At 52.4% G+C, this 23,001-nt stretch carries 12 protein-coding genes; all 12 read left to right on the forward strand.

All coding sequences use genetic code 11. From position 1 onward, the window contains the following. The first annotated feature begins 222 nt into the window (after positions 1 to 222). The 12 genes from GJJ30_RS11890 to GJJ30_RS11945 all read left to right on the forward strand — a co-directional run bounded on the left by GJJ30_RS11890 (position 223) and on the right by GJJ30_RS11945 (position 22,997). Positions 223 to 2,469, forward strand: a complete 2,247-nt coding sequence (locus GJJ30_RS11890; protein ID WP_154175374.1) for a ligand-binding sensor domain-containing protein — start codon at positions 223 to 225, stop codon at positions 2,467 to 2,469. Between the two features lie 119 nt (positions 2,470 to 2,588). After that, a complete protein-coding gene (locus tag GJJ30_RS11895) occupies positions 2,589 to 3,644 on the forward strand; it encodes a polysaccharide deacetylase family protein (protein ID WP_154175375.1) in 1,056 nt (351 codons plus the stop codon). A gap of 1 nt (position 3,645) precedes the next feature. Further along, complete coding sequence (locus tag GJJ30_RS11900) at positions 3,646 to 4,824, forward strand: sialidase family protein (protein ID WP_154175376.1); 1,179 nt, start codon at positions 3,646 to 3,648, stop codon at positions 4,822 to 4,824. A gap of 94 nt (positions 4,825 to 4,918) precedes the next feature. After that, the gene (locus GJJ30_RS11905) at positions 4,919 to 7,144 is read left to right on the forward strand and encodes a hypothetical protein (protein WP_154175377.1); all 2,226 of its coding nucleotides are present in this window, start codon (positions 4,919 to 4,921) and stop codon (positions 7,142 to 7,144) included. Between the two features lie 285 nt (positions 7,145 to 7,429). After that, positions 7,430 to 9,649 carry a hypothetical protein gene (locus GJJ30_RS11910; RefSeq protein WP_154175378.1) on the forward strand — a complete coding sequence of 740 codons (2,220 nt, stop codon included), beginning with the start codon at positions 7,430 to 7,432 and terminating at the stop codon, positions 9,647 to 9,649. A 208-nt stretch (positions 9,650 to 9,857) separates the two neighbouring features. After that, positions 9,858 to 10,496, forward strand: a complete 639-nt coding sequence (locus GJJ30_RS11915; protein WP_154175379.1) for an RNA polymerase sigma factor — start codon at positions 9,858 to 9,860, stop codon at positions 10,494 to 10,496. After that, positions 10,493 to 11,566, forward strand: coding sequence for a FecR family protein (locus GJJ30_RS11920; protein WP_154175380.1), 1,074 nt, complete (start codon positions 10,493 to 10,495; stop codon positions 11,564 to 11,566). Before GJJ30_RS11915 ends, GJJ30_RS11920 begins: the two co-directional genes overlap by 4 nt. A 245-nt stretch (positions 11,567 to 11,811) precedes the next feature. Further along, positions 11,812 to 15,105: a TonB-dependent receptor gene (locus tag GJJ30_RS11925; protein WP_154175566.1), complete on the forward strand. Its 3,294-nt coding sequence runs from the start codon at positions 11,812 to 11,814 to the stop codon at positions 15,103 to 15,105. 31 nt (positions 15,106 to 15,136) lie between these two features. Next, positions 15,137 to 16,792 (forward strand): RagB/SusD family nutrient uptake outer membrane protein, encoded by a 1,656-nt coding sequence (locus GJJ30_RS11930; RefSeq protein WP_154175381.1) that lies wholly within the window; start codon positions 15,137 to 15,139, stop codon positions 16,790 to 16,792. A 301-nt stretch (positions 16,793 to 17,093) separates the two neighbouring features. Then, positions 17,094 to 18,287, forward strand: coding sequence for a sialidase family protein (locus GJJ30_RS11935; RefSeq protein WP_154175382.1), 1,194 nt, complete (start codon positions 17,094 to 17,096; stop codon positions 18,285 to 18,287). 89 nt (positions 18,288 to 18,376) lie between these two features. Beyond that, entirely contained in the window at positions 18,377 to 19,066 is a 690-nt protein-coding gene (locus tag GJJ30_RS11940) for a 3-keto-disaccharide hydrolase (protein WP_154175383.1), read from the forward strand. Positions 19,067 to 19,829: 763 nt separating this feature from the next. Next, positions 19,830 to 22,997: a WD40 repeat domain-containing protein gene (locus GJJ30_RS11945; RefSeq protein ID WP_154175384.1), complete on the forward strand. Its 3,168-nt coding sequence runs from the start codon at positions 19,830 to 19,832 to the stop codon at positions 22,995 to 22,997. The last annotated feature ends 4 nt before the right edge of the window (positions 22,998 to 23,001 follow it).

Here is a 23,001-nt window from a genome sequence, read left to right on the forward strand (position 1 = left end):
AAAGGACTATTACCGGTACGTTAAACTTTTCGTTTTCGGGAAACCTGCAATTTGCCGCTGCGGTCTGATAGCCCGGAATCCGGCTTGCAGAGTATACTAGGGTAGACAATCTGACAAAAGAGAAAAGAAGTAAGAGTATTTTGCTGAATTGTAGGTAATTACACTTTTATCTATTCTCCTTCTTCCCTTGTCTGAGTATCAGAAAGCGTTCCCCCGATTTCCATGAACCGAAGCCGAACCGTTTCCGGTATTGCTGTTTTCCTGCTTGTTGCCCTGATCGGGTCGTGTCGGCCTGATCCGCAGGTGGAAGAGGATGCAGTTTATCAGGATGCGCCGTTCTGGCAGGAATACCACGAAGCCTATCCGATCAGCTCGAACCCGGATGAGAACCAGGTTCGGAGCGTCGCCGTCGATTCGAAGGGGACGGTTTGGGCCGCTACGGCTTCGGGCATTTTCCGGAAGAAAGACGGTCAGCGCAATTGGGAAAGCGTCATGGCAGAAGCCGATAAAGGCCCGGCTTTCGCCGTTGAAACCGGTTGGGATTCGGCCGTCTGGCTGGGGACCTGGAACGGTGTTTACCGGTTTAAAAATGATCGACTGGAACGCATGACCGGACCGGCTGCCCCCGTTTCGGCCTTTTGTGTGGCTCCGGAGGGCGTTTATGCCCTTGGGCCCAAGGGCAGCTGGCTCCACACGGCTTCGGGCTGGCAGGCTAAGAACTATCCCATCGCCCGTTCCATTCGGGATGTGGTTTCGGATCAAAAAGGCGGTATCTGGGTGGCAACGGATGTGGGTTTGTTCCACAGCCAGCCGGATTCAACCGAACATTTCTACAAAACTGATCACCTGATCAGTGCGTATAGTAAAGGTATCGCATTTGATGCCGATCAAAAGCTGTGGGTTGGTGGATTGGGTGGCGTAACGGTTTTGAATCAGCGCAAAAAAGAAAAAACGCTCAGGCCGGAAAACGGCATCCCGTCCAATTTCGTCACCTGCGTCGAAATGGCACCCGACAGTTCGATGTGGGTTGGCTCGGAGGTTGGCGTGGTGCGGTATCGCCCCGACGGCAGTCATTCGCTGCGGTTTAGCCGTCGCTGGCTGCTGGACGACCACGTCAGCGACATCGCGTTCGACGCCGACGGCAATGCCTGGATTGCAACGCCGAAGGGCGTAAGTGCCATCAAAAAACGGAAAATGACCCTCGCTCAGAAGCACGATTATTTCTATGACGTGCTGATGAAACGCCACATTCGTGCGCCCTGGATTGCCGGTCAGTGCAAACTCACGACGCCCGGCGACACGACCACCTTTCTGCCCGAAGACGACGACAACGACGGCGAGTATACGGGTAATTACCTGGCGATGGAATGTTTCCGGTACGCAGCCACCAAAAATCCGGATGCAAAGGAAAAAGCCGCCAAAGCCTTCCGGTTTTTGAAACTGCTGCAGGAAGTGACCGACACCGACGGTTTTTTTGCCCGTACGATTGTGCCCGCCAGATGGACGGCGGTTCACGACGGAAACCGCACCTTCTCGGAACGCGAAAAAGCCGACGAACTGGTGAAGGAACCGCGTTTCAAACCGGTCGAAATCCGGTGGCGAAAATCGAAGGACGGGCAGTGGCTCTGGAAGGGCGACACCAGCAGCGACGAACTCTGTGGCCACATGATTGGCTACTACCTGTATTACGAACTGGTGGCCGATGCCGCCGAGAAAACCGTTGTGCGCCAGCACATTGCCCGGATTGTGGATTACCTGATGAAGCACAATTTCAACCTGGTGGATGTCGACGGCAAACCGACACGCTGGGCAGTTTGGTCGCCGGAATACCTGAATCACGACCCGGAATGGACGCCCGACCGCAGCCAGAATTCGATGGAAATGCTGGCGTTTCTGAAACTGGCGCAGCACGTAACCGGGCAGGAAAAATACGAGAAAGAATACCGCCGACTGATCGACAAGGAGCATTACCTCGACAACATGGCGCAGATCCCGCAACAGAATCCGGCCTGGTTCATCTATTTCGACGTCATGTTGCAGGCTTACGTCTATCCGATTCTGATCCGCTGCGAAAAAGATCCGAAACGGGTTGCGTTTTACGAAAAACACATGGATGAATGGATGGAACGTCGGCGAAACGACCGGAATCCGCTGGTCAATTTCTTTTACTGTTACGCCCGCAATAAGAAAACCGATCTGGCTGCGTCGATGGAGTTTCTGGTCGATACCCCGCTCGATCTGGTAAACTGGACAGTCGATCACACCAAACGAGAGGATGTCCGAATTACGCGCGACCCGGTTTTGGATGAATTGCAAGTAAACGAATTGCCGCCCTCCAGCATCCGGACCGTCGTGCGCTGGGATAAAAACCCCTGGGCAGCCATCAACGGCGATCCCGGCATCGAGCGCGAACCGGTTTTCTGGCTGCTGCCGTACTGGATGGGGCGGTATTTGAAAATGATCGAATAAGTTTTGAATTATTTCGCGGAGATGAGCAGAGTAAAAAAAGAGATAAGCGGAGTAAAAAAATAATCTCTGCATACCTCCCTTTTCTCCGCTCAACTCTGCGAAACAACTTCTGTAAATCTATGAACAAGCTAAAAACACTTTTACTCATCACCGCTCTTACCACCGTATCCGCGCAGGCTCAGACGACGTATGCCGAGAAACTTGGCTACCCGAAAGGCAAGAAAATCGTGATTTTTCACGTCGACGACGCCGGGATGTACCTGACCGCCAACCAGGGAACGATCAAATCGATTGAACAGGGCGTGGCAACCTCCACCAGCATCATGATGCCCTGCGCGTGGTCGGCCAGCTTTATTAATTATGTTCTGAAAAATCCGACGATCGACGCCGGTATCCACCTGACGCTCACCTCTGAATGGAAAGATTACCGCTGGTCGCCCCTGGCCGGAATCAAGCAGGTTCCCAGCCTGACCGATAAAGAAGGGGCCTTGTGGCCGGCAGTGGCCGACGTGGTGAAGAATGGCAAACCCGACGAGCTGGAGACGGAAATGCGGGCACAGATCGACCGGGCGATTAAAATGGGACTGAAGCCGACGCATCTCGATTCGCACATGGGAACGCTGTTTGCTACCCCCGCTTTTCTGGAAAAATACATCAAAGTGGGCGTCGATTATGGCATTCCGGTCATGTTCCCGGGCGGGAATAATACGTTGCTGGTCGACAGCGAAATTCAGCCGGTAATCGACAAACTGAAAGCCGAAGGCAAATACAAGGAAGGCATGAACCTGCCCATTCCGGAATCGCTGAAACAGGCCCCGGCCATTGGCGAAAAAATCTGGAAAGCCGGTTTGCCCGTTCTCGACGACCTGTATGCCGATACGGGTCAGTGGAAACCGAAAGATACGCCGAACCCGACACCTGAAGCCTGGGGAAAGTACAAAACCCAGCGGTTTAAGGAAATTTTGACCAAAATGAAACCGGGTGTTGCCATGATCATCATTCACAGCAACGAGCAGAACGACACTTTCAAATTCATCAGCGGTTCGGGCGGTTCACGCTACGCCGACATGCTGTCGATGATGGACCCGGAGCTAAAAGCATTCATTGAATCGCAGGGCATTGTGCTGACTACCTGGCGCGAACTGATGCAGCGTCGGAAAGCCGTCAAAGAATAGGATGAAAAAGCGAAGTCTGTTTTTGTGCCTTATCGTGCTGACCACCAATGTGTTGCTGGCGCAGTCGCCAACAGCGATTGTTCAGGAAGAGCTGATTTTCCCGTATCAAAGCCAGCATGTTCACGGCAGCAGCATCGTGGCTTTGCCCAACGGCGACTTTCTGGTGGCCTGGTTTCAGGGCAGTGGCGAACGCTCGGCGGACGATGTTCGCATCATGGGCGCGCGGCTGACCAAAGGACAGAAAAGCTGGAGCGAACCGTTTCTGATGGCCGACACCCCCGGTTTACCGGACTGTAATCCCGTTCTTTTCCTGAATCGGCAAAACAAGCTGTTTCTGGTCTGGATTGCGGTTCAGGCCAACCGCTGGGAGCAGTCGATTCTGCGATTTAAAACCGCCGTCGACTACGCCAAAACCGGTGCGCCGGTCTGGAATTGGCAGGACAATATTTTGCTCAAACCCGACGACCGGTTTGCGAAAGACGTGGCCTTAAAAATGAAACAGTTACCCGAAAATACCGCGGGCTGGGCTGAATACGCACCCAAATACGACGATATGATTGTTGAAGCCAGCCGCGATCTGCGGAAACGGAGCACGGGCTGGATGACGCGCATCAAACCGCTCCAGCTCGACAACGGCCGGTTGTTACTGCCGCTCTATTCCGACGGTTTGAATATGTCGATGATGGCCATTTCAGATGACGACGGAACGACCTGGCGGCCGAGTCTACCGATTGTTGGTCGTGGTCCGATTCAGCCCGCGCTCGCCCGCCGGAGTGACGGCACGATTGTCGCTTACATGCGCGACAGTGGTGATCAGCCCAGCCGCGTTCACATCAGCGAATCGAAAGATCAGGGTGAAAGCTGGACTGCAACCGTGAAATCAGATATTCCAAACACGGCCAGTGTCGAACTTCTGCGGCTTCGGGATGGTCGATGGGCTTTTTTCGGGAATGATATCGACGATGGTCGCTACCGGCTGAGTCTGTTTCTATCCGATGATGAAGGGAAAACCTGGAAATGGAAAATCCGGATCGAAGACAAAAAGAAGGACGAAGGCGGTTTTTCGTATCCTTCGATGATTCAGACGGCTGACGGACTCATTCACCTGACATACTCGTATCACGTCGGAAAAGATCAGAAATCCATCAAATATGTCACAGTAAACCCTGTCAGCGGTTGAAAACCCTGACAGCGGTTGGCAATAGTTTAGTTGATTCATTCACCTCTTTCACCGCTGTCAGGGTTTTCAACCGCTGACAGGGTTTACAATCCCCATGCGAACATCAATTTACGGAATTCTCTTAGCCTTCAGTTCAGTCTTTTGCTACGCCCAGACGCAGCCGGTTTACCAGGATAAACCCTATTGGCAGGATTACAGCATCAAATATTACGTGGACAAATCCACCGGCGAACCGCGCCACGCCGGAGTCGATCGCAACGGCGTGATTCAGATTTTGACTTCGAAAGGAGAACTCCTGCACCCGCACGACGGCCAGTTTCTCTACCCCGGCACCTTGCAGCCCGACAACACGTACCGGTTTATGAAAGATAAAAAGCTGGTGGCGCTGGGCGAATACAACCAGCAACTGGTTTACCTCAGCGACCAGGTTGTGTTTAGTAATGCCTGGGCGGGAAAGCTTTTTTCGGAACATCAATTGCCGAACGCCAGATTCTTTTTGGGCGGGCCGGAGTTCACCTTTTTAGTTTCGGATGGTTCGTCGGTGAGTCTGGTGAAAGATTCCAAAACCGTCTGGAAAGGCAGTTTGCCGGGTGATGAAGTGGTAGGAGTTCGGTATCAGCCGGGCGCGAATGTGTTCTGGATTCTGGGCAAAAAGTCGTTGAACTCGCTTTCGGTTGCGACGCCTAAGCTAACGAAAGTGCTGGACGGAACCGGTTTTACGGCCTTCGATTTAGCCGCTCAGGGCAAAAAAGCAATTGTTGGGACGAACGACGGATACCTGGAATTCGATCTGGCGACCAAAAAACCGGTTGGAGCGATTCATCAGAAACTTCCCTGGACCGAGATTACTTCGGTTTCCGAAGTCGATGGGAAACTGTGGTTTGGGTCGACAAAAGGCGCTTTTTCGTTGCGCAAGGATGGAAAGTTCGATTATTACGCCGGTGAACGCTGGTTGCCCGGGGATGTGGTGATAAACATTTCGAAAGGGCCGAAAAACTCCGTGCTGATTCTGACGCAGGCTGGTTTGGGCCAGATTGTATTCAAGCAGATGACGCTGCACGACAAAGCCGTCTTTTTTGACCAGCAGGTGCGGAGTCGACACATTCGGGTGGGATTCAATTCAACGCTCGATCGTATGGAAAAAGGCAATTTGTCGACCGGTTTTCTGGAAGATTCGGACAACGACGGTTTGTGGACCTCGATGTACCTGGGTGGTGAAATTTTCCGGTACGCCGTGACGAAAGATCCCGAAGCGCTGCAAAACTGCCGGGAGTCGCTCGATGCGATGGAGCGGCTTTACACTATCACGCCGGTTCCCGGTTTTCCGGCCCGGTCGTTCGAACGCAGCGGTCACATCAAGGAGCTTTCTGATTCGGAACGGTGGCAACACGCCAAAGATAAGGAGTGGGACTGGAAATCGACGACAAGCAGTGATGAAGTCATCGGGCACATTTTTGCTTTTGGCGCGATGGCCGAACTTATCCCGGACAAAAACCTGAAAAGCCGTGCCATTACGCTCATCGACACCCTGATGAGCCACATCATTACGCACGATATGTACCTCATTGACTTCGACGGAAAACCGACGCAGTGGGGCAAGTGGAATCCGGCCTATGTCAATTCATTTCCACCGAACGTGGGCGATCGCAAGCTGAATTCGTCGAATATTGTTGCCATGCTGCAAACCGCCTATCATTTCACGAAAAAGGAAAAGTACAAAAAGAAAGCATTTGAGCTGATGCAGAAACACGGTTATCTGGCCAACATGATGGGCTCGATGCAGAATATCGGGAAAGCTCCGGCGGATGCGGATGAACACGCCAAACACATGTCAGACGGCTGGAATCACTCCGACGATGAGATGTATTTTGTTGGTTACTGGGGTTTGTATCGGTATGCTTTTAACGATACCCTGAAAACAAAATACAAACAGCAGATCATTGATCACTGGCAGGCCGAGCGTCCCGAGAAGGAGGGAGCCTGGAATATTTTCACGGCCTTGACCGGTACGAAAGACTTCGATCTGAATGAGGCTGTCTGGTATTTACAGGAACATCCGCTCGATCTCATCGACTGGTCGGTGCGCAACAGCCACCGCAAAGACATCGAATTGATCCCGGAAAACTTCCGCCGGCAAACGACCAAAGAAGTTCTCCCGCCCGACGAGCGACCCATTCAACGGCACAATGGAAACATGTTTACCCTGGATCGGCAGGGGCGCAGTGGCGGCTCGGAACACAGCGCGGGCGACATCTGGCTGTTGCCCTACTGGATGGGACGGTATCTGGGAGTGATCTCAGCGCCGGTTGCGGCCAAGTAAAAAGAAATTGTTTCACAGAGTTAAGCGGAGAGAAAAGGAGTTAAGCAGAGAAAATCCAACTCTGCTTAACTCCTTTTCTCTCCGCTTAGATGCTGTCTAAATTTTATTATTTCCCGTATTAAAATTGCCCCCAAACCCCCTAAAGGCCGGGCGGCCGGTGCCGGGCTTTGTTCCACCGATTAAAGCCCCCTTTAGGGGGTTGGGGGCGATATGAGAACAGTTATAATTTCATTTTTAGACAGTCTCTTAACTCTGCGAAATAACTCTGTTAACTTATCAGTTACCATGAAATTTGTCGTCTTACTAGCTACTCTTTTTGCCGAAACATTGTACGCGCAAAAACCAGTTTATCAGGATATTTCATACGTTCAGGACTATAGCGTCAAGCATTACCTGAAAGACACCACGACGGTTTTGTCTAAAGTGTTTGCCGATCGAAATGGAACCATCCAGATTCTGTCGTCGAAGGGATTGCTGCAACCCAGCGGTGGTCAGTTTCAGTATCCGGGGACGCTGGAGCCGGTGCGGGCCTACCGCCCGATGGCGGATAAAAAGCTGGCGAGTCTGGGCATTCACCAGAGCCAGTTTGTTTACCTGGACGACCAGACCGTACTCAGTAATGCCTGGACCGGGAAACTGCTGACGCGGCACGGTTTGCCGCAAGCCCGCATTTTTTGCCCGGGATCCGACCGGTTTTCGTACCTGGTTTCGGACGGAAATACGTTGAAATTACTGAAGGATTCTACCGTTATCTGGACCGGCAACCTGACTTGTGATCGGGTGAAAGACATTCGGTTTGATGCCACGAAAAACCAGTTCTGGATTCTGGGTGAACAGTCACTTAGTTCGCTTTCGTTGTCTGGTAATAGCTTGAAAACTGCCTTTCGTCAGCCGGGCCTGACGTGTTTTGAACTGGTGAAAAATCAGCTTTACCTCGGAACGCACGATGGCTACCTGGTTTTTGACCCGACTCAGAACAAGACCGTCGGAAGCATTCAGAAAAAGCTTCCGGTTACGGACCTGACCACCATTGCGTACGTTCATGGCAACGTCTGGTTTGGATCCAATCTGGGAGCTTTCATGCTCCGTCCGGATGGAAAGTTCAATTATTATTATGGTGAACGCTGGGTGCCGGGAAACCGGATTATTCATATTTCGGAAGGTGAAGGGAAAACCGTATTGATTCTAACCAGTAAAGGCCTGGGCGAAGTCCGGTTCCGGGAAATGACGCTGCACGATAAAGCCTTAGTATATGAAAAACAGGTTCGCCAGCGGCACATTCGCTATGGTTTTAACTGCGATGTGTCGACGCTGCAACACGGCGATTTGTCCACCTTTGAAATGGGTCAGCGCGACAGCGACAATCTCTGGACGGCCATGTATTTGGTCAGTCAATTGTATCGGCATAAAGTAACCGGCGATCCGGAAGCGTTGCAGAACTGGATGGAATCATTCGAAGCGATGGAGCGGCTTTTCACGATCACCAGCATGCCCGGCTATTTTGCCCGCGGATTTGAGCGAAAAGGTTACTTCAAGTTTAAGCCGGAAAAATGGGACGGCGGGTTGACCAACGGCTGGACCCACGCCAAAGATACCAACTGGGACTGGCGCGGAACGACTAGCAGCGACCAGACCGTCGGCCAGTTTTTTGCCCTGACCCAAATTGCCGAACTGACGGAGGGCGACACCCGAAAACGCGCCATTGACCTGATCGACAAACTGATGACCAACATCATCAGGAACAACTGGTATCTGATTGATTTTGACGGGAAACCGACGCTCTGGGCCAAATGGAATCCTGAGTACGTCAACGGTTTTCCGACGATGGTGGGTGACCGGAAAATCAACTCGTCCAACATCATCGCGTTTTTGCAGGCGGCTTACCATTTTACCAAAAAGCCGATTTATAAGGAGAAAGCCTACGAGTTAATGGAAAAACACGGCTACCTCGAAAACCTGATGCGACCGATGGGCGAAATTGGCAAAACACCCCCGAACGCCAGCGACTGGGCCAAAATGCTTTCGAAAGAGTGGAACCATTCCGACGACGAGATGTATTTTCTCGCCTACTGGTGTCTGTATCCGTATGCGTTCGACAAGGAACTGCAAGCTAAATTTGGGGCAACAATCAAGGAACATTGGGAGTTTGAACGACCGGAGAAAAACGGTCTCTGGAACCTCTGTTACGCGATGACGGGTGCCAAAAACTTCGATCTGGCCGAAACCGTCTGGCATTTGCAGGAATTTCCGCTGGACATGATCGAGTGGAGCGTGATGAACAGCCACCGCAAAGACCTCGATTTTGTGCCGGAAAACTTTCGGGAACAAACCACCACCTCCGTTCTGCCACCCGACGAACGGCCCGAACTCAAGCACAACCGCAACCTCTTCAAACTCGACCGGCCCGGCCACAACGGGATGAGCGAACTCAGCGCCGGAGATTCGTTCCTGTTGCCATACTGGATGGGACGGTACCTTGGCGTCATCTCGGGGCCGGTGAAATAACTTACGTTTCGCAGAGTTAAGCGGAGTAAATCAGAGTTTAGCAGAGAAAAATGCTCTCCGTTTAACTCTGAAAACCTTCGCTTAACTCTGCGAAACAACTTTTTTCCTCTACTCCGAAATATTTTCATTTTTTTTCAGGACAAATTCCTATTTCATGCCTCTTACCAATATGAAGCAGGAGAGTGTTGCCTGAAATGAATCTGTTCCTATGCCCAAACCTGACCTTTTTTCCTGGCAATCCGGAGATTCTTCCGTTTTCTCCGACGGTGGTCAGGAGCATGTGCTCTGGCAAGCCTTCAAACAGGGTGATCGGGAGGCATTTGCCAATCTCCTTAACCGCTATTATCCGCTACTGTTGAATTACGGGGTGCGGTTTCAGCGGGACCGGGAGTTTGTCAAAGATTGCCTGCACGACCTCTTCATCGAACTCTGGAACCAGCGCGAACGACTGGATGACGTGCGGATGCTGAAACCGTATTTGCTGACCTCGTTGCGCCGGAAACTGCTGCGGGAAACGCGCCGGTTGCGCTGGTTTCGGGAAGCCGACGAAGTAACGGACGAGTACGCGTTTGAAGTGCAGTTTACGATCGAGTCGTACCTGATTCACAACGAAATCCAGCACGAGGATTTGAAGCGCCTGCACGTGCATCTGGATAAACTGACCCGACGCCAGCGCGAAGCCATTTACCTGCGGTTTTTTCAGGAAATGGAGTACGACGACATTGCCCGGGTGATGGGAATCAATTACCATTCGGCGGTTAATCTGGTCTATGAATCGCTTAAGCTTCTGCGGAAAAACTGGTTTCTCACGCTGTTCCTGGCGCTTGTCTCAACGTTACTCCCATGAAAAACTATTCACAGTATCAGCCGGATGACTTTGTGCAGGACCCGTATTTCCGGAAATGGGCGCTGGGGGAACTCCCGCCCGACGACCGCTTCTGGACCACCTGGCAGGCCACGCATCCCGAACAGTACGAGGTGCTCGAACAGGCCAAAACGCTGGTGATTGCCCTGAGAATTGAGTCACCGACGTTTGATCCGCAGGAAACCGAGTCGGCCATTCAGCAAATTCTGGCGAAAACCGAGATTTCACGCCACATACCCTTTTATCGGTTGCGCTGGTTGCAAATCGCTGCGACCATTTTGCTGATTTCGGGACTGGGTTACGCTTTTTGGCTCAATCGCGAAGAAGCAGCCATTTCCCAAACTTCGTTGGTTCAGCGAGCTAGCGACCAGCCACGGGAGGAATTCAATTCGTCGACTGTTCCCAAAACGGTTCGGCTGGCTGATGGCAGTACGGTGGTGTTGGAACCGGCCAGTCGGCTGCGCATTCTCGCCGGTTTTGGCGACACCAAACGGGAGGTTCAACTGGCGGGCGAAGCGTTTTTTGAAGTAGCCAAAAATCCGGAAAAGCCGTTTCTGGTGTATACCGGAAATGTCGTCACCAAAGTGCTCGGAACCAGTTTCCGGATCAAAGCCTACGACACTGACGCCAATGTTTCGGTGGCGGTTCGGACGGGGAAGGTGACGGTTTTTAAACAAAAAGACCAGCCGGAAAGCCGCGCATCGCTGTCCGACGAAATTATTCTGACGCCCAATCAGCAGGCGGTTTTTGTGAAAGCCGACGAGCGGCTGGTGAAAACGCTGGTTGAAAAACCGGTGATCGTCAGCAAACTTCCGGCGCTTCAATCGTTCGATTTTACGGAAACGCCGATTCCGCAGGTGTTTGGAGCGCTCGAAAAAGCCTACGGCGTGAAGATGGTTTTTGATCCGGATTTGCTGAAAGACTGCAACCTGACCGGTGCGCTGACGAGTGGCACCTTCTACGAAAAACTGACCCTGGTCTGCGAAACAATCCAGGCCCGCTATGAGATCGTCGATGGGCAGGTTGTGATTTACGGAAAAGGTTGTAAATGAGCGGCTTATTACTACTAAACCATTCGCCTATGACCAAATCCTACTAAGTTTTCGCTTCACAAAAAAGGCCAGCAGTGCTGCGAACGCTGCTGACCTGGTTATCCCGAAACGGCTGCGAACCGCCTGACTTCAGGTGAACGGGATTGCTTTTGCCCAACCTTTCTAAAATTGTTCAAAAACAGCTTGTTAAGCATTCCAAATGTATGGAAAAACCCTTACAACCGCATGATCTGTTCCTGAGAATCATGAGAATAAGCTTTACCCAATTGCTGCTGGCGGTTTTGTGCGTGAGTCTGGCCTACGCCATTGATTCGCCCGCGCAGGATTTGCTGGAAAAACGCATTTCAATCCGGCTGGAAGATAAATCGCTGAAAACCATTCTGGCCAAAATCGAAAGTGAAGCCGAGGTGAAATTCATGTACAGCCCGAAAGCCATTCAGGCCGACCGTCGGGCCAGTGTTCGAACCCGCAACCAGTCGGTCCGCGAGGTGCTGGAATCGGTGCTGAAACCGTTCAACATCAATTACCGGGTGGTGGGTACGCAGATTGTGCTGAGTTTGCAGGTGCCAGTTTCACCCACTTCTGACGAATCGACGGGCAGCCCGCCGTCTATGGAAGCCGCCGAACGAACGATTGAAGGAACTGTTAAGGACGAGGCCGGGGGGACTTTGCCCGGTGTCAGCATCGTGTTGAAGGGCACCACGCGTGGCACCACCACGGGCGCCGACGGCAAATTTAACCTGGCCGTGCCCGATCAAAATGCCGCCCTGATTTTTTCCTTTGTGGGGTATTTGCCGCAGGAAGTGGTGGTCGGAAACCGGACTTCCGTCACCATTACGTTACTGGTCGATACGAAGGCGCTGGAAGAAGTAGTGGTGGTGGGCTACGGTACGCAATCCCGGCGAAATGTTACCGGGTCGGTCACAAAGGTCGACATGAAGCAAACCGAGAACCTGCCAAATACCAACGTGACGCAGTCGTTGCGGGGGCGGGTGGCCGGGGTCCAGTTTACGGATAATGGCCGACCGGGCCAGAACGGCAACATCCTGATCCGTGGTCCCCGGTCGCTGAGTGGGGGCAACAATCCGCTGATCGTGGTGGATGGGATTTTCTTCAACGGCAGTCTGGCCGACCTGAATCCCAACGACATCGAGTCGATGGAAGTTTTGAAAGATGCCAGTTCAGCGGCCATTTACGGGGCTCGGGCGGCCAATGGCGTCATTCTGATTACGTCCAAAAAGGGCAATACGGAAAAACCGACTATTCGCGTGAATGCCTTTTACGGGTTGTCGGACTGGAGTTACAAAGTCAACCTCCTGACGCCCGATCGCTATTTACAAAAAACGCTGGACGTTCGGACGCAGAATGGCCTGGAAGCCGACCCGGCCAAAATCACCGATTACCTGACGACCTCCGAACTGGTCAATTACAAGGCGGGCCGGATTGTCGATCCGTGGAAAGGTGTGTCGCAGCAGGGGCGCATCAGTTCCTACGATTTGAGCCTGTCGGGGCGCACCAGCCTGACCAATTATTACCTCTCGGCGTCGATGGCCAACGAGCAGGGCCTGATTTTTAACGACAACCAGAAGCGGCTTTCGTTGCGGGCCAACATTGAAAACCAGGTAACCAAGTGGCTGACCGTCGGCCTGAATTCGACCTACATCCGGCGCGATCTGTCCGGGAAAGAAGCGGATTTGTCGGCGGCTTATTACTCGACTCCCTACGGCACCTGGTATTACGACGACGGAGAGCCGACCTGGTACGTGATTGCCGAAGACCAGATTCCGCTGACTCCGACCCGCATGGCGTTACTGACCAAAAACGAGGAAATTTATAACAACCTGTTTACCAATTTCTACGCACTCCTGAACGCGCCTTTTCTGGAAGGACTTTCGTACCGGCTGAACTATTCGCCTAATTACCGCTGGCAGCACAACTATAATTTTGTCCGGCAGGATCGCCACATGCTGGCCACCAACAACACCAGTGCCAGCAAGTTTAACCGCGAAGATTTCGACTGGGTGCTGGAAAATATTCTGACCTATAACCGCCAGATCAATCAGGATCACGCGTTCGACGTGACGCTGCTCTACGGCCGGAATCACCTCGGTTTCGAATCGACCACCGCCAACTCGACCCGGCTTTCGTCGGACGCCATTGGCTGGAACGACCTCGGTCTGGGCGATCTGCTGACCAACACCTCGACCGCGAGTGCCGCTGACGGGGTTTCGTCGATGGCCCGGCTGAACTACCGGTTTAAAAACAAATACCTCCTGACGCTGACGGCCCGGCGCGACGGCAGTTCGGTTTTTGCGGCCAACAACAAGTACGCGGTTTTTCCGTCGGGCTCACTGGCCTGGATTGTATCCGATGAGCCATTTCTGAAAAAACTGCCCTTTATCGATATGCTGAAACTGCGGCTTTCGTACGGAGCCGTTGGCAATCAGGCGATTAATGCCTACCAGTCGCTGAGTTTGTCCACCACCACTCGCTACGTTTACGGCGATGGCGGCTCGTCTTCCCTGGGCATTTATCCCTCGAATATGGCGAATGCGAACCTGAAATGGGAGACGACCTATACCGGAAACGCAGCCGTGGATTTCAACCTGTTTCGCGGGCGGTTGGGCGGCACCCTCGAACTTTACAAAATGAACACCCGCAACCTGCTCGTCCGGCGTTCGTTGCCCACCATGACCGGCTACGATTTTGTCTGGACCAACCTGGGTGCCACCAGCAACAAAGGGCTGGAGCTGACGCTCAATTCGGTTAACCTTCGGAAGGGAAAGTTTGAATGGAGCACCGACCTGGTTTTTTCGACCAACAAAAACAAGATTGTGCACCTGTATCAATCCGATACCAACGGCGACGGCAAGGAGGACGACGACCTGGGAAACCGCTGGTTTATCGGACAACCAGTTAACGTGGCTTACGATTACGTGTTTGACGGAATTTACCAGGAAGGCGACGAATTGCCGACGGGCTATAAACCCGGTTTTGTGCGCCTGAAAGATTTGAACGGCGACAAGAAAATTGACGCCAGCGACCGGACTATCATCGGGCAAACCGGGCAGCCGAAATACCGCTGGGGCATTACAAATACATTTCGCTACGGCAATCTCTCGCTCTCGGTTTTTCTGAACGCCATGCAGGGCTGGATTTCGAGCTTCAACTCCGTGGATTACAGTGTTTCGGGAGGCAATTACCCGCACCGCCCGCTGAACATGATCGACGCCGGATGGTGGACCGCTGCCAACAAATCGAACACGCGACCGTCCATCGTTTATCCCAATCCGTACGGACATGGGTATTATTACAGCCGGAATTTTGTCCGGATTCAGGACATCGCCCTGACGTACGATTTGCCTAAAACGCTGACTAACAAAGCTAAACTGTCGAATTTGCGGGTTTTCCTGAGCGGCAAAAACCTCCACACCTTTACCAAGTGGATTGGCCCCGATCCGGAAAGCGGCTACACCAGTCCGGGTGATTTTTACCCGACGTCACGCTCGATCACCTTAGGCATTAATGCCGGTTTTTAACCTTCCTGACCCTTCCAACATGAATACGAAGATGAAACGAATCGTCACGCGTTATTTCCGGGCGGTTTTCGGCCTGGGAAGTTTGCTGATCCTGAGTCTCTGGCTGGTGGCCTGCAAGGATAATTTTCTCGATGAAAAACCGCTGGCCTCACTCAGTTCGGACGTTGTCCTGACGACCAAGGCCGGTTTTGATAACTACATTACGGCACTGCACCAGGCCGCCCGCGAGGAACTGTCGTATGAAGACAATCACGACTATTATTTTACGTTGCACAGCGGTACCGACATTGCCACCACTGGCCAGGAAGACGCCCGACCGTTTCGGAACTACGTTACCTACCTGACGCCCGCAGCCAATACGGTGACCAAATACTGGATGTGGGCCTACAAACTGATGCTGGTGCGGGCCAATACGATCATCGTTTACGCCAACAAACCGGAACTGAAGGGCATCTGGACCAGTGAAGCCGAGAAAAATGCCATCCTTGCCGAAGCCCGGTTTTTTCGGGCCTACACGCACAACGCGCTGGCGAATCTCTACGGCGGGGTGCCAATTGTGGACACGATTTACACCGGTCCCAAGACGGATTTTGTCCGCAACACCCGGAAGCAGGTCTACGAAGCGGCCCGGGCGGATCTGGAGTTTGCTTCGCAGTGGCTACCTGCAACCGTGGATAAAAGCCAGGAAGGCCGGATTGTGAAAGCGGCCGCCGATCACCTGCTGACGGAGGTGTACATGAGCCTGGGTGAGCACGATAAAGCCATTGCCAGTGCCTCGCGGGTGATCGATTCGGGTTTGTATAAACTCATGACCTCGCGGTTCGGGAGTGAAAAAGACCTGCCCGGCGATGCCTATTCGGATCTGTTCAAGCTGGGCAATCAAAACCGGAGTTCGGGTAATCTGGAGTCGATTTATGTCTGGCAATTTGAGGATCAGACGCCCGGCGGACAGGGTGGAACGGCCGGTAACAACATCCTGCGCGGCTGGGGGCCTTGGTACATCAACCTGCGCGATCCGGAAGGAAAAGCCGGGATGATTATCGTGGACAGCCTGGGGCGCGGAGTGGGCCTGACCCGACCAACGACCTATTTTCTGTACAATCTCTGGGAAGGCAACTGGACCAACGACATGCGGAATTCGCCCTACAACATCCGCCGGACGATGTATTACACCAATCCCGCGTCGGCCTTTTTCAGAAAGCCCGTCGAAGCCAAAACCACCCGGATCGATACGATGCAGAACCTATATCCGACGCTCCGCAAAATTGAAGGAAAAGTCGGCAAATCAGGCAATAACACGACGGGAAGGACTTTTTCGGATTTCATCGTGTACCGGTTGGCCGAAACCTATCTGCTGCGGGCCGAAGCCCAATTTCGGAAGGGAGACTTAGCTAAAGCGGCAGCGGATATCAACGTGGTCCGGGCGCGGGCGAATGCCAAACCGGTAGCTGCCAGCAGTGTTACGATTGATTACATCCTCGACGAACGGGCGCGAGAACTGATTGCCGAAGAACCGCGTCGCCGGACGCTGATTCGGATGGGCAAGCTGGTGGAACGGACCCGCAAATACAACATGCGCGAAGATACCCGCAGCAGCATTCAGAATTACCACGAGTTCTTCCCGATTCCGCAAACGGCCATCGACGCCAATTTTAGCGCCAAGCTCGAACAGAATCCGGGGTATTAAAGGCCATGCTTTTTTGCCCCCACCCCCTAAAGGGGGCCTTACACTTCCGACAAAAAGGCCCCTTTAGGGGGTGGGGGCACCAATTGAAAAATTTAACGGCCTTTAAGAGGCTGTTTAAAAATGAAATTACAACCGTTCTCAGATCGCCCCCAACCCCCTGAAGGGGGCTTTTAAAATTGGTGAAGTTAAGCCCCCTTTAGGGGGTTGGGGGCAAAAAGCCAAGGGGTAATTGAAAAATTAAACAGCCCTTAAAACCGGTCAACATTCAATCCGCAATTTCATCATTGAATTCTTCAAACGAATGATAGCATTTTCTTTTCGATCCATTTACACCAAACTTTTGTCGGTTTTAGTGCTGGGGCTGACCGCTGCTCACGCCCAGACGGATTTAACCAAAACCGACGCACGTCGGGCCACGGCGGGCCTTATTCTCGAACAACCCGTCAACGATCCGCGCATCAAAAACCGGCAGCACGAGCTGGTGTCGTCTATTGCGGCCTCGGCCGATGGCAAACAGATTTACCTCGTCTGGTATACGGGCGGGAAGGGCGAAGGGCCGGGCAATTACGTCACGCTCGCCGTTAGCCTCGACAATGGCAAAACCTGGAAAAACGATCAGTTGGTGATTTACCCGAAAGATTCGACCACCCGGTTTTTTGACCCGGTGCTCTGGCGCGATAAAAACGATCAAATCTGGCTGTTTTACGCCGTTTCGATGGATAACAAACACTGGGATCTGAAGGAAGGTGTCAATGCCATGCCATTGTCTTGGAACGGTTCGAAGGTGGTTTACGAACAACCCCGGCTGATTTCATACGGCGTGATGATGAACAAACCGGTTTACATTCCGCAAAAGGACATGGCACTGTTTCCGGTTTCTGTCTGGCAACTCGGCAAGGATCATTCGCAGGAACCCGGTTATATCCCCGATGGAACGTTCGTTCACCGCTTCGATTTCAGCAAAAAGGCCCGCCGAATCGATAGCGTCGAACCGCACGGTTTTGTCCCGGTTTTGCCCGACAGCATGCGGACCTTCGACGAACACCAGGTTGTTCAGACCTCCGACAAAGGGGACCTACTTTGCCTCGTTCGGACCAAAAGAGGTGTCTACAGCTCGAAAAGTAGCGATTTTGGCAAATCCTGGACCAAGCTCGAACCCTTCACGGCGACGGGGCCAACCACGTCCAGCCGGTTTTACATTGGCAAACTTCGTTCGGGTAAACTGTTGTTAATCCTGAATAACAGCAAAACCCGCAACAACATGACGGCGTTTCTGTCTGAGGACGGCGGGAAAACCTGGCCCCATAAACTCCTGCTCGACAGCCGCGAGAAGGTTTCGTATCCGGATATGGACCAAACCCGCGATGGGACTATTCACGTCACCTTCGACCGCGACCGGAGCGGGGCCAGGGATATTCTCTACACCCGGTTTCGGGAGGAGGATGTGATCAAAGGAAACGCCCCAAATTTGGTCATCACCCGGGTTAATCCTTAATTTGGAGTGGAACACGGTTTGAACGGATTTTACCAGATTTACGCGGGTCTGTTCAATCCGTGTTCCCATCTTTAAAATGATAACGATCAATGACCTTTAAAAACATTGGATTATTCCTCATTTTGATCCAATTGATCAATTGCTCCGGCAAACCGACGCACCTGGGAAGAGCAAAGTGGATCACGCTGTTCGACGGAAAATCCCTGGCGGGCTGGCACAGTTACCTGAAGCCGGACGTGTCGCCGAAATGGAAGGTGGAGGACGGCTGCATTGTCCTGACCGAAAAAGGTGCAGGCGACCTGCTGACCGACAACGAATACGAAGATTTTGAACTGGAGCTGGAGTGGAAAATTTCGGAAGGCGGCAACAGCGGCATTATTTACCACGTGAACGAAGCGCCGGAGTTTAAAACCGCCGATGTCACCGGACTGGAAATGCAGGTACTTGACAATGAACGACATCCGAACGCCAAACAGGGGGCTGACCGCACGGCGGGTTCGCTGTTTGACCTGTATGCGCCCACGGATTCATTGGCCTGTCGTCCGGCGGGGCAATGGAACAAAGCCCGGATTGTAGTGAAACAGCGGAAAGCCGAACATTACCTGAACAACCGGAAGATTGTCGAATACGCTTTGGACGGGCCGGAATGGGACCATCGAATCAGCGACAGCAAGTTCAAAAACTGGACGAGCCTGGGAAAATTCCCCCGTGGCCACATTGCATTGCAGGATCACGGCGACCGGGTTTGGTACCGTCGAATTCGAATCCGGGAATTCTAGTTTTTAAGTTAGAAAAGCAAAATCGGCTCACGCTGACAGTGCCTGATCGCCATTACGGTTTGGGCCATCGTCAGTAGTGAGCCGTATTTTTGTGTAACCCCTGTTCAAAAAGATGCAAAAGGGATTGACGAAAATTCTGTTAATCAATAGATTATAGCGTTGTTAGCCTCTTTTTTAACACACTATTTAGGTTAGAAAGTAGCGGTTTTTACTTATATTTTTTGCGGTTTTCCACCGCCTAATCAATTTGGTAAGTAAAAACAAACATTTTTCTAGTAACATATTTCTTCCGGGTGTAAATTTGATGGTATATTTTGTAGTATTTGACGTTGAGTCTGCACAATTACTTTTTAAAGTTAGGTCGGTTAAATTCAACAAAACCGGAATATCTACCGGAAAGAAGTGATACCGAAAAATATAAAGAAGTTTAAACCGCATTTGATTGCCCATTTTTAGAACCGTTTTGAATTGCTATTTCCTGAAAAGGTTTATAATTAAATAGGATTTTTTAAATATAAAATAAGTCAATGTTTTAGGAACCGGCTGTTAAAATCGTCTTTCTGGTTTTCTAAATTCTCTTTTGGAACAAGCGTGATAGTTTTTGGAACAGAATTGATACTCAAATGCATAGGGCTGCGCTACCTTTGTATTGGGTAAACACCGGATTGGTGGGTCGGTTGGGAATGAAAACCGCAAACCTGCGGAGATTTAAATACCGAATCGTAATTAGAGCGGGCTGTCGGAAGTCCGTAAGTGACTGGGAATGACTGAAACGTATACGAAAGTTGCCTTTGCAAACCCGTTTCCGGGCTTACGAAGTTTCGAGCCGGAAGATTCTCCTCTGTTCTTTGGGCGTGAAAACCAGATTCACGACTTGAAAGAACGGCTTGCTGATGCACACTTTTTAGCCATTGTGGGCTCGTCCGGAAGCGGTAAATCCTCGCTGGTCAAGGCCGGGCTCGTTCCACACTTACTGACCCACAACGTTGCCTCCGCTACTTTCAACGCCTGGCAGGTCGTTTCCTTTAGCCCCGAAGCAACGCCGATCCGGAACTTCTCTCAGGCGCTGCACCAGACCTTTGGGCGGCAAAACCGCTCGTTCTCCGACCGGTTTTCGGCCGAAACGATTGAGAAATTGCTTCGCACGGAACCCGCAACGATTCTGGAGTGGAGCGAAAGCGCCAATTTCCTGATTGTGATTGATCAGTTTGAAGATGTTTTTCGCTACCTGTCGACCGAGGACGGGTACGAGGAAGTTGCCCTGTTCATCAATCTAATTCTGGAAATGAGCCGGAAGCCGGACGAATCCGTGTACGTCGTGCTGACGATGCGCTCGGATTATCTGGACGATTGTACGGATTATGAGGGACTTACGGAAGCCATCAACAATGGCTACTACCTGTTGCCCAAAATGAACCGGGAAGAAATCCGGCGGGCGATTGTCACCCCGATTCAGGTGATGGGCGCTGGCATTTCCGATGAACTGACAACCCGACTGCTCCAGGATATTGGCAACAAAGCCGATCAACTGCCGATTCTGCAACACGCCCTCATGCGGACATGGAATTACTGGCAATTGAACCGAAAAATCGATAGTTTGATCGATCTGCCTGATTATGAAGCTATTGGTACGATGCGGAAGGCTATTACCGTCCACGCGGAAGAAGTCTTCGGTGATTTACCGGATGAAAAAAGTCAGTTGGCAACCGAAAAGCTTTTCAAAGCGCTGATTGTGTTGGGCGAGGGTAATACGAGCATCATTCGGCCCATTCCCATCAGCACGATTAGTGAGGTGTCCGGTGTCATTGAATACCTGCTGATCGATGTGCTGAACCGGTTTCGGGAGCGTGATGTCGCTTTCCTGACGCCTTCGATAACCGTCCACGCTGACCCGAATCTCATCATCGACATCAGCCACGAACGACTCATGACGTTGTGGGAACGGCTGCAAACCTGGGTCAAGGAAGAAACCGATTCGGCCAAATTCTACTTGCAGGTCAGCAACTCGGCCACGTTGTACCACGAAGGAAAAACCGGCTTGTGGGTGAATCCCGAATTGCAGATTGGTCTGAAATGGCTGGCCGAAAACCGCCCGACACCGGCCTGGGCAAACCGCTACGACCCTTACCTCGAACGTTCAATTAACTTCCTGGAATACAGCCGGAATCAGTATGAGTTTGAGGTCCAGAACAAGGAAGAAAGGCAGAAAAAAGAACTCCGGCGCGCCCGGTTTTTTGCTGCTTTTCTGGGAGCTGGTTCACTGATTTCGCTGTTTTTCCTGATCGTTTCGGCGGTCTTACGGACGGAAGCGCTGCAAAGCGAAGAAACCGCCATTGCCGAGAAAAAAATTGCACTTTTTGAACGAAACCGCGCCGAAAGCCAGACCCGGGAAGCCATCACGCAGAAGAAAATTGCCGAGCAGCAGGGCATCATTGCCGAACAGCAAAAGCGATTGACGGAGGAGCAGCGGGTCATCGCCGTTCGGGGGCAGCAGACAATTGAACTGAAACGGCAGGAAGCTGAAACCGCTCGTGGGTTGGCCGTGGCGCAAACCCAGCGGGCGGAAGAGGCCCGAAATGACGCCCAGCGGCAGCGGCAACAGGCCGATGGGGCCCGCAAAGACGCGGAACAGCAGAAAAGCCGGGCCGAAGGTGCGCAGAAGGAAGCCGAGTCGCAGCGGGCGGTGGCGCAAACGGCGCAGCAATTCGCTGAGCAGCAACGCGGAAAAGCGGTGGCCCGAACGCTGGCGGTTCAGTCGTACCAGCTCAACGAAAACGCCCAGGATGATTTGCAGGCGTTGCTGGCGCTGGAAGCCTACAACCTGAATTTGAAAAATGGCGGACTGAACGATAACCCGGACATTTTCAATGCCTTATCCAAAGCCGCCGATGCCAATACCGTGTTGCGCCGTCATTCCGATATGGTGCGAACGGTGGCCGTACAACCCGGTTCGGGCAGTCAGTTGCTGGCCACGGGAAGCGACGATGGAACGATTAAACTGTGGGCGGCCAACAACCTCAACGAAGCGCCCCAATCGCTGAAAACGCCCCGGCGCAGTGCCAACGGCGTTCGGACGGTATTGTTCTCGAACGATGGAAAAACCGTGTTTGGGGGTGGGGAAAGTGGCTGGCTATACGGCTGGAGTACGCAGCGAACGGACGCCATTCCGACTTCGATCAAAGGGCATTCTGTTCCGATTCTGGCCTTGTTGCCGGTGGATGATTTTGCGCGGCTGGTGTCCGTCAGCGCGGACGGACAGGTTCGAAGCTGGAAACCGGTAGCCAACCGGCTCGATTCGTTGCAGAATACCCATTCCAATTTTCCGATTTACTGCGCTCAGGCCAGCCGCGACGGGAAACGGCTGTTTTGCGGCTCCAACAACGGCCAGATTCTGAGTTTTGACCTGGCTGACCTGACCAAAAAACCGGAGGTGATCAAGCGTCGGCAATTCGGAAACCGGGTGACGGCCCTGGCGTTCAGTCTGGACGGAACGCAGCTGATTACCGGAACCTCCACCGGTTTGCTGTATGCCTGGAAAGTTGCCAACAACGAATTCGAATTCGTGGGTAGTTTGTTGTCGGGGCGGCACACGTCCACCGTGAGCGATATAGTTTTTTCGCCAAACGGCAAACTCGTCGCCAGCAGCAGTGCCGACTGGACCATTCACATCTGGGATTACGACAACCTGAGTAAGCAGCAGCAACCCATCGTGATCAACGATTTTGACTCCTGGGTAATGGCCATCCGGTTTACGAACGACAGCAAACGGTTGATTGCCTGTGGTGCCGACCGAACGGTTCGAATCCGGAACATCGACCCGGCCGAGTTGTATGCCGAACTGACGCGGAAAGTGAAGCGAAATCTCACCAACGAGGAATGGAATAAGTACATCGGGAAAGACATTCCGTACGAAAAAACGAAGCCTGACTGACTTT

Source organism: Larkinella terrae, from assembly GCF_009668025.1.
In the GTDB taxonomy this organism is placed as follows: domain Bacteria; phylum Bacteroidota; class Bacteroidia; order Cytophagales; family Spirosomataceae; genus Larkinella; species Larkinella terrae.